Source organism: Mesorhizobium sp. M2A.F.Ca.ET.067.02.1.1, from assembly GCF_004023285.1.
In the GTDB taxonomy this organism is placed as follows: domain Bacteria; phylum Pseudomonadota; class Alphaproteobacteria; order Rhizobiales; family Rhizobiaceae; genus Mesorhizobium.
In genome coordinates, this window is record NZ_RZSB01001217.1 from 1 (window position 1) to 1008 (window position 1008).

The window sequence follows — 1008 nt, forward strand, 5'->3', positions numbered from 1 at the left end:
GCCCTTGGCTGTAGGGCCTTGCGCCGTATCGGCGACCGTTCCGTCGAAGCTCGCCCTGAAATCGTCGGCGGTCAGGTTGAAGCTGGTCGCGAGACCGCCGGCGATCGAGCCCTTCGCCGAGACGTCGGTGTTAGCGTGGCCGAGCATGCCGAGCGGCAGCGCCGGCAGGCCGTAAAGCGCTAGCAGCGTGGTGGCGTTGTCGTTGCGGGCGTTGAAGGTGATCGACACCGGCGCCTCGGTGAGCTTGTCTGCGCTTCCCTTGCCGGAAAGCGAAGCCGAGAAGGCCGAGCCGCCGGCATTGCCCTGGGCCGAGAGCGCCAGGCCCGTGGTGCCGTCGCCATTGTCGGCGGCGCTGGTCAAGAGATCGATGCGCGCATCCTGGAACAGTTCGGGATAGGCCGCCGCGCGGCTTGCCAAACCTTTGAGCACGGCATTGTCAGGATAATGCTCGGCCGCGACATCGATCAGCGGCTTGAGGTCCACAGCAACGATGGAGGCGTTGAGCTTGCCGGTCGGGCTTTGCGGAAAATCCTTGACCCGGCCAGTGGCGCTGATCGAGGCGCCGGCCAGGCCGCCGATCGACAGCCGGTCGATCTCGAGCAGGCCCTCGCGCAGCCGCAGCGCCGTGTCGACGGTGTCGGCGCTGAGCCCGACGGCGCTGACCGGACCCGCCTTGATCTGGAAATCGAGATCGCGGTCCGAAAAGCGGTTGGCGCCCTTGTCGCTGATGAAGATCGAGGCGAAGGCGGCGAGCCCATCCAGATCCATCTCGCCGCCAGTCAGGCGCATCAGGACGGAAGGCCTGGCGCCGTCCGGCTGGCTGGAATCGATGCTGCCGGAAAATTTCGCCTTGCCGAGGATCAGTTCGAGATCGCTGAAGGACTGTCGGTTCTCGCTGAGGTCGACTTTGGCCTTGAAGCCTGCCGCGGGCAGCCGGCGGATCGCCTCGTCGACATCCTTCGACAGCCAGGCGGCAAAGCCGGAAGGCTGCCCGACGGCGAGCAGCAA

1 pseudogene is annotated in these 1008 nt (G+C 66.5%); it reads right to left on the bottom strand.

Annotated elements, in window-relative coordinates:
- Positions 1–1008: pseudogene (locus tag EOA28_RS36860) on the bottom strand (AsmA family protein); the annotation flags it as partial.